Source organism: Embleya sp. NPDC005575 (assembly GCF_040605455.1).
Lineage (GTDB): Bacteria > Actinomycetota > Actinomycetes > Streptomycetales > Streptomycetaceae > Embleya.
In genome coordinates, this window is sequence record NZ_JBEXCV010000250.1 from 1 (window position 1) to 8,047 (window position 8,047).

General features: G+C 72.6%; 8 protein-coding genes. 4 read left to right on the forward strand and 4 right to left on the reverse strand.

The genetic code is table 11. From position 1 onward, the window contains the following. Positions 1 to 189: 189 nt before the first annotated feature. Positions 190 to 846 carry a class I SAM-dependent methyltransferase gene (locus ABZS54_RS40775; protein ID WP_355547807.1) on the reverse strand — a complete coding sequence of 219 codons (657 nt, stop codon included), beginning with the start codon at positions 844 to 846 and terminating at the stop codon, positions 190 to 192. A 145-nt stretch (positions 847 to 991) separates the two neighbouring features. Between ABZS54_RS40775 and ABZS54_RS40780 the strand changes: the two genes are divergently transcribed. Then, positions 992 to 1,579, forward strand: coding sequence for an XRE family transcriptional regulator (locus ABZS54_RS40780; protein WP_355547810.1), 588 nt, complete (start codon positions 992 to 994; stop codon positions 1,577 to 1,579). A 176-nt stretch (positions 1,580 to 1,755) separates the two neighbouring features. Here the strand turns inward: ABZS54_RS40780 and ABZS54_RS40785 are convergent, their stop codons facing one another. Beyond that, on the reverse strand, positions 1,756 to 2,346 hold the full coding sequence (locus ABZS54_RS40785; RefSeq protein WP_355547813.1) for a lytic polysaccharide monooxygenase: 591 nt from the start codon (positions 2,344 to 2,346) through the stop codon (positions 1,756 to 1,758). Between the two features lie 242 nt (positions 2,347 to 2,588). Then, a complete protein-coding gene (locus ABZS54_RS40790; RefSeq protein WP_355547816.1) occupies positions 2,589 to 3,317 on the reverse strand; it encodes an FCD domain-containing protein in 729 nt (242 codons plus the stop codon). Positions 3,318 to 3,461: 144 nt separating this feature from the next. Between ABZS54_RS40790 and ABZS54_RS40795 the strand changes: the two genes are divergently transcribed. The 3 genes from ABZS54_RS40795 to ABZS54_RS40805 all read left to right on the forward strand — a co-directional run bounded on the left by ABZS54_RS40795 (position 3,462) and on the right by ABZS54_RS40805 (position 6,707). Further along, entirely contained in the window at positions 3,462 to 3,986 is a 525-nt protein-coding gene (locus ABZS54_RS40795; RefSeq protein WP_355547819.1) for a gluconokinase, read from the forward strand. Positions 3,987 to 4,167: 181 nt separating this feature from the next. Next, the gene (gene argS / locus ABZS54_RS40800; RefSeq protein ID WP_355547822.1) at positions 4,168 to 5,922 is read left to right on the forward strand and encodes an arginine--tRNA ligase; all 1,755 of its coding nucleotides are present in this window, start codon (positions 4,168 to 4,170) and stop codon (positions 5,920 to 5,922) included. Positions 5,923 to 6,392: 470 nt separating this feature from the next. Continuing rightward, the gene (locus ABZS54_RS40805; protein WP_355547825.1) at positions 6,393 to 6,707 is read left to right on the forward strand and encodes a hypothetical protein; all 315 of its coding nucleotides are present in this window, start codon (positions 6,393 to 6,395) and stop codon (positions 6,705 to 6,707) included. Between the two features lie 66 nt (positions 6,708 to 6,773). Here ABZS54_RS40805 and ABZS54_RS40810 read toward each other — a convergent pair. Continuing rightward, a partial coding sequence (locus ABZS54_RS40810; RefSeq protein WP_355547828.1) for a hypothetical protein occupies positions 6,774 to 8,047 on the reverse strand: 1,274 nt, incomplete at its 5' end.

Genomic DNA, 8,047 nt, shown 5'->3' on the forward strand with positions numbered 1-8,047 from the left:
GGCGGACACCGCGCCCACCCCGGCGCCGCGCGTGTCGGCGACGGCGTCGGGCGTGGACGTCAGGTGGGCCGACGGTGGCGTGAGCCGCGTCCGGCGGGCGGGGGCGGACCGCTACTCGGTCACGCACGAACCCGCCTGATCGGATTCGACTCCCGTGGCCGGGTCCGGCCCAGGTGGTTCCGGGGCCGCTCAGCCGGCCGGGCGACGCACCATCACGGTGTTGTCCGTGCGGGTGATCGGCCGGCCCTCGGGGTCGTTCTGGATCCGCTCGTGCTCCTCGTTGCGGAGCACCTCCCACTGCCCCTCGGGGAGTTCGAGCGCGGCGAGGACCTCGTCGGGGGTCGGCAGGACCACGCCGGGATGCGGGTTCTTCTCCCACGGCGGGAGCCCCGAGTGGCCGACGATCAGGAGCACACCGCCGGGCGCGACCGTCGTGGCGGCGGTGCGCAGGATCGCGTCGCGATCCAACTCGCCGTGCGAGTGCAGGAAGTGCGCCGAGACCAGGTCGAAGGTGCCGGCCGGGAAGGTCGCGCCGAGGTCGTGCCATTGCCAGTCGATCAGGTCGCAGACCTGCGCGTCCTTCGCGTGCTCGGCCGCGCGCTCCAGGGCGATTCGGGAGACGTCGGTGGCGGTCACCCGCCACCCCCGCTTGGCGAGCCAGATCGCGTCACCGCCCTCGCCGCAGCCCAGGTCCAGGGCTCGGCCGGGCGGCAGGTCCGAGGTCTCCCGGACCAGGGCGGCGTTCGGGTTGCCGCTCCAGATCCGAGTGCTCTCCGCATAACGTGCGTCCCAGAGTTCCGCTGCCGAGGGCTGTTCGGCGTGCTCGGGGGTCCGGTCGTCGGTCATCGTGGAGTGCTCCTCCATGCGGTGGGCGGATGCGGCCCGACCGCATCCGGCCGGGCCGGGCGACGATGGTTCGGCGCCCGGTCGACATGGTCCGCCCGGTGCACTTCGGTTGACAAACGTTGTTGCCGAGTCGGCAAATGAAGCCATGAAAGATGGCGAGCTCACCTCCGTCCTGACCGCGGTCGGCCCACGCCTGCGTGCCCTGCGCCAGGAGCGGGGCACCACGCTGACCGATCTGAGCGCGACGACCGGGATCTCCCCCAGCACCTTGTCCAGGCTGGAGTCCGGACAGCGCAAACCCACCCTGGAACTGTTGCTGCCGCTGGCGAAGGCGTACGGCGTACAACTGGACGAGTTGGTGGACGCGCCGGAGACCGGCGATCCGCGGGTGCACGCGCGCCCGATCCAGCGCTACGGGATGACCATCATTCCGTTGACCCGGTACAGCGGCGGGCTGCACGCGTTCAAGCAGATCCTGCCGCCCGGAGTCGGCGGGGCCCGACCGGAGTTGCAGACGCACGAGGGCTACGAGTGGATGTACATCCTGTCCGGTCGGCTGCGGCTGTTCCTGGGCGCGCACGATCTCGTGCTCGCGGCGGGCGAGGCCGCCGAGTTCGACACCCGTACCCCGCACGCTTTCATCTGCGCCGGGCCGGAGCCGGTGGAGTTCCTCAGCCTGTACGGCAAGCAGGGCGAGCGCATGCACGTACGGGCCCGGCCCGCCGGCGGGTGACCGGGTCCTGTCCGGCGGCCCCACCAAGGTCCGCCGGAGCAGGCCTGACGGACCGCGTGCGGGTGGGCCGGTGGGTCGCCTCGGCACGACGACCCACCGGCCCGTTCCCGTCCTGCGGCGTGGGATCAGCAGGTCGGGTCGTTCGGACCGTTGCGTCGATCAGCGGATCGGGTCGATCAGAAGGTGACGTCGGTGCACTGGTAGAAGGCGTTGCCGGTGTCCGCGATGTCCCAGACCGCGAAGATCACCGCCTTGCCGCTGCGGCCGGCCGGGAGCGTTCCGGTGTGCGAGACGGTCGCAGCGGGCTGGACCCCGTTGTAGGGGACGGTCAGGAACGGGGTGCTCTCCAACTGCGCCCGGGTGATCGGCAGGCTGGGGTTCCAGCTCGACTTGGTGACGAAGTAGCGGAACGACGTGGTGGCGTGCCGCGCGGTGAGCTTCCAGGTGAACGTCTTGCTCGACCCCGAGGTCACCGCGGTGCTCGGCCACGCGCCGCCACGCGGGTCGTCGAGTTCGGCGAATCGGCTGTTGCCGCCCGCGCAGAGCCTGCCATCGGCCGGTCCGCGCGCCGGGAAGCCCTTGGGGCCCTCCACGCTCTGCGGTTCCCACTGGATCTCACCGCAGTCGGTGACGGTGCCCTGGGCGCAGTAGGCGGCACGGCTCGGCGGGCTGGTGACCCAGCCGTGCGCACCCGCCGTGCCGGCCGTCATCAGGGGAAACGAGACGGCGGGGATGGTCAGCGCCGTCAGGATGGTCCTTTTACGCATGGAACTCTCCTAGGGGACGAGTGAATGCGAAGGACGTTCGAACGGTCCGGGTCCGCGTCGTACGCCTTATTTCACCGGTTGTTCACATCCGTAGTGCGCTCCTCAAGTTAAGAGGTCCAGACCACTCGGTCAATGGTCTGGACCACGCCAACGGAAGCGAGGTCCTTTTCCGGACAAGGAGGTTGGTGATCCATCCACCGCCACGGAGCGGCCCGAGTCGGGGCGCTGGTCGGGGTGCCCGGCTAGGGCCGATCCACGCCCGTCTCGAACTGCGGTGCCAGTACGTCGAGTTCGACCATCGCGCCGACGGTGATCTCGCGGGTCAGCCGCTCCGCGCCGGCCGCGTCACCCTCGCGGATCGCCTCGGCGACGCGTACGTGCAGCGTGACCGCGGTCGGATCCGGGTCCGGGAACATCACGTGGTGACGGGTGCGGCCGGTCAGCACCTCGGCGACCACGTCGCCCAGCCGGGCGAACATCTCGTTGCCCGACGCGGCCAGGATCACCCGATGGAAGGCGATGTCGTGCACGAGGTACGCCGCCGACCGCCGCCCGCGCGAGGTGGAGACCATGCCCAGCGCGTGCTCGGTCAGCGCGACGCACTGGGCCGGCGTCGCGGACGCGGCGGCCAGTGCCGCCGCGGCGGGTTCGATCGCCGAGCGCAGCGCCGTCAGCGACCGGAGCTGGCGCGGGCGATCGGCGCCGGCCAAGCGCCAGCGGATCACGTACGGATCGAAGACGTTCCACTGCTCGGGCGGGCGCACGGTAACCCCCACCCGGCGCCGCGACTCGACGAGCTGCATCGACTCCAGGACCCGAACGGCCTCGCGGACCACGGTGCGCGAGACCTCGAAGCGATGCTCCAGCTCGTCGGTGCGCAAAACCGTGCCGGCGGGGTAGGCGCCGGCCGTGATGGCCGGCCCGAGGGACTCCAGCACCTTCATGTGCAAGCCCCGGCCCTCGTTCTCCATGGCGGTCAGCCTACTGGGCGGGGTGCCACGGGCCGATCGGAGTATGTATGACTTGATCGCTCAAGGTCTTGATTAAGTACTACCTATGCGTTTGGGTATGGGACGGCGCCTGAGCACGAGTCCGGCAAAGACAGCGAGGTATCGATGAACGCCCCCCACGTCGTGGTGGTCATGGGTGTGTCCGGCACGGGGAAGTCCACGGTCGGCCGGCTGCTGGCCGCCGAGTTGCGGGTGCCCTACGCGGACGCGGACGACTTCCACCCACCCGCCAACATCGTCAAGATGTCGGCCGGGATCCCGTTGGACGACGGAGACCGCGCGCCGTGGCTGGACGCCGTCGGCGACTGGCTCGCCGCACACGAGCAATCCGGCGGCGTGGTCGGCTGCTCCGCGCTCAAGCGCGCCTACCGTGATCGGCTGCGCCGGGCGGCACCCGAGGTGATCACTTTCCACCTCGTCGGCGACCGCGCGCTGATCGCCGCGCGGCTGCGCGAGCGGACCGGCCATTTCATGCCGGAGGCCCTGCTCGCCTCGCAGTTCGCCGATCTGCAACCGCTGGAGCCGGACGAGGCGGGCCTCGCGCTCGACGTCTCGACCGGCCCCGACGCCATAACCGAGCAAGCCGTCGCCGCACTGCGCCGTCTCGAAGCGAATCATGGGAACTCGTGACCGCCATCGACCCGCCGACGCCGGCGGTGGGGGCGCCGCCCGCGCCGACAACCTCGACCGGATCACCCGCCCCGACGGGACACCCGAGACTCGCTGACCCACCCCCGCCCCGGGCCCGACCCGTCGGCACGGCCGGGAAAACGACATGAGGCCGCAGGGCCCGATGGGCTAGCTTCCACGCATGGTCACTCCGGAGAAGCTGCTCATCGAGCGGCTGGCCCCGGCGTTCGCACAGGTCGCGGGCACGCCCGCGGACCCGTCGATACGTCGCGGTCGGCACGCGGACTTCCAGTGCGACGGGGCCTTGGCCCTGGGCCGACGCCTGGGCCGCGACGCGCGCGAGATCGCGGCCGAGGTGCTCCGGTACGCCGAGTTGCACGACCTGTGTTCGGCGGTGGAGATCAGCGGGCCCGGCTTCGTGAACCTCACCCTCGCGCCGACCGGCCTGGGCCGGCTGCTCACCGGGATCGCCGCCGACGAACGGCTCGGCGTGCCGCGTACCGCCCGGCCCGAGACGATCGTCGTCGACTACTCGGGCCCGAACACCGCCAAGGAGATGCACGTCGGCCACCTGCGCTCGACGATCATCGGCGACGCCGCCGTACGGGTGCTGGAATGGCAGGGCCACACCGTGCTGCGCCGCAACCACCTCGGCGACTGGGGCACTCCGTTCGGCATGCTGATCGAACACCTCCTGGACATCGGCGAGACCGAGGCCGCACACGAACTCTCGGTCGGCGACCTGACCGGCTTCTACCAGGCCGCGCGGCGTGCGTTCGACGCCGACGAGGCGTTCCGGGTCCGGTCCCGGGAGCGGGTGGTCGCGTTGCAGGCGGGCGATCCCACCACGTTGCGGTTGTGGCGGGTCCTGGTGAGCGAATCCAAGAAGTACTTCATGGCCGTCTACGCCCGACTCGGTGTCCGGCTCACCGCGGACGACTTCTTCGGGGAGAGCCGCTACAACGATGAACTGCTGCCGCTGGTCGAGGAGTTGACCGAGCTGGGACTGCTCCGGAAGAGCGCCGGAGCGCAGTGCGTGTTCCCCGCGGGGTTCGTCAATCGCGACGGCGAGCCGCTCCCGCTGATCGTGCGCAAGAGCGACGGCGGATTCGGCTACGCCGCCACCGACCTGGCCACCCTGCGGCACCGGCTGCGGGATCTGGCGGCGGACCGGCTGCTGTACGTGGTCGGCACGCCGCAGAGCGAGCATCTGGAGATGGCCTTCGCGACCGCGCGCGACGCGGGCCGGCACAGTGCGACCGCGCGCGACGCGGGCCGGCACAGTGCGACCGCGCGGGTCGAGCACGTCGGCTTCGGCTACGTCCTGGGATCCGACGGGAAGATCCTGCGCACCCGGGCCGGAGCCTCGGTCAAGCTGGTGGATCTGCTCGACGAGGCGGTGGCCCGGGCCGCCGCCATCATCGCCGAGAAGAACCCGGACCTGGACGCGACCGCGCGGGCTGCGGTGGCCCGAGCGGTGGGCATCGGTGCGGTGAAGTACGCGGACCTGTCCGGGGATCGGCGCAAGGACTACCGCTTCGACTACGACCGGATGCTCTCCTTCGACGGCAACACCGCGCCCTATCTCCAGTACGCGCACGCCCGGACCCGCTCGATCCTGCGCCGCGCCGGCGTCGAGGCGCCGCGGGCGACCGGGCCCCTGGTGATCCGGGAACCGGCCGAACGAGCGCTGGCCCTGCGGCTCCTGGCCTTCCCGGACGTGATCGAGGAGGTCGGCGAATCGCTGGACCTCCACCGCCTGGCCCTCCACCTGTTCGAGCTGGCCACCGCGTTCACCGGCTTCTTCGAGAACTGCCCGGTGCTGCGCTCGGAGGGCGAGATCCGGCACTCGCGGCTGATCCTGTGCGACCTGACCGCACGCACCCTGGCGCGCGGCCTGGACCTGCTGGGCATCGAGACACCCGATCGCATGTAACCGACCGCACCCGCGCCCGCGTGCTGCTCGACGGATGCGGGTGCGAGTGCGGTCGTGGCAGGGGCCTTCCCGAACGGGGTCGACGTGCGAAGGGGCGTCGACCCCGCTCGGCCGGAAGGTCCCGGCCCGTTCGTGGGGACGTTCGAGTCATGGCGTTCCTTCCGTATCGGAGGAACGAGGTGGGGCGTGACCTGACCGCCCGGGAGTTCGGCCGCTCCCGCGCCCGGTCGGCCCGACCCGCGGGTCACCCGATGGACGCAGCACCGGGGGCGCCCGGGCGCTCGATGGCGTTGGATGGGCCGGGGATTCGGCATCGACCGCCGGGCCCGCCCCCGCCCATCGGGCACCGGTACTCCCCCTCGGTGCCGCCCGGCCCGGCCTGCCGTCCGCCGGGGCGAAACCGCACGGGCCGCCGGCACCCCGATGGCCACAGTGCGCGATCCGCGTACCCGACCGAAGGAGTAGCGCGCGTGAGCGATGCGATCGAGCGGCCCGTCCTGCGAGCCGCGGGTTCACACCTGTATCCGGGCGCCTTGGTGCGGGTGCACGCGCAGGGGACGAGCGACCCGCACCGGGCCGGGACGGCGCCGGGCGACCTGTTGTTCGCGGACGGCTCGCGGACGACGGCGCAGGTGCTGGTCGACCCGGACGAGCGCTCGACGCTGTGGGTCCGGGAGTACACGACCGAGCGCGGCACCACGGTGTCCGAGCGGGTGTGGTCGGTGCACCCGTCGCCCGACGGCTCGGGCGACGTGCTGCTGCGGATCGGCGCCCGGCTGCCGTAGGGCCTGTCTTCAGTCCCCCGCCGAGCACCACGACGGGGGACTGAAGACAGGCCCTGGACCTCGCGGTCAGCCGGTACGCGCCGCCCGTACGCGCTCCAGCAGGTCACCCATGACGGCGACCGGCAGGGCCGGGTTGGCGGCGGCCGCGCCGGCGGTGTCCGGGTCGTCCAGGAGTTCGGTCAACCGGGCCGGTGGCAGCCGCGGATCGCGTGCGGCCTCGCTCCGAACCCACGGATCCGGGTCGTGGCCGAGCTTTTCGAGCACCGCCGGGTCGGCCTCGGGGTCGGCCAGGGCGGCCAGGCGCAGCCGTCGGTTCGGGTCGTCGACGAATCGGGCCAGGCCGGCCCGGGCGAAGGCGGGCATCCGGCGCAGCAGCGGCCAGTCCCGGTGCGGGTCGCTCGCGTACATCGCGAGCAGCACCTCGTGCGGGGTGTCCGCGCAGGCGTGACACAGCGTGTGTCGGACCTCGAAGTCCGGGTCGTGGGAGAGGAGTTGCACCACGTCTGCGGGCAGCCGGGGCAGGCCCGCGACGGCGCGCCGGAGCAGCACGTGCGCGGATCCGGCCGCGCGGCGCACCGCCCGGGGATCCTCGCGCCGCTCGAACACCCAGGGCACCGGAGGGGGTTGGCCTTCGGGGACGGCGTACTCGACGGCCGCGCGCTGCTCCTCGGTGAGCCCTTCGGCCAGCGACGCGGCCAGCCGCACGGTCGGGTCGGGGTCCGTCGCGAGGAGCTCGACCAGGTCGGGCGGCAGGTGTACGTTGCCGGCCACCCGGGCCCGGGTGGCCGCGTCCGGGTCCCGGACGAGCGCCTCGGCGAGGTCGCGAGCGAGGTCGGCGTGGGCAACGGCGAGCCGGCGTCGGGCCGGTTCGGGTTCGTCGGCGTAGGCGGCCGCCGTGTGTGGCAGCGGCCGGTCTCCGCGTCGGGCCCCCGCGACCGCTTCGGCGATCCGGGGGTCGGGGTCACCCTCCAGTGCCGCGCGGTCCGTCGGGGTCAGCAGCGCCCACAGGTCCGGGTGGAAACGGAGCACGGTCGCCCGGACCGCCGGGTCCGGGTCGCGAGCCAGGCGCCGCCACACGTCGTGGTGCGCCCCCGGCAACATGGCGGTGCGTCGGCGGATCGCCGAGTCGGCGTCTCGGGCCGATGCGGCGACCGCCTCCACGGGCAGCGCCAGGTCGCGGTCGATCGCGGCCCGCAGGCAGCGCGCGCGCACCCTCGGTTCGGGGTCCAGCGCGAGCCGGCCGAGCAGGTCCGCCGGCAGGTGGGGATTCTCCGCCACCGTCGCGCGCACCCCAGGGTCGGGATGCCCGACCGCCGCCGCCGCGCCGGTCGGCGACAGCG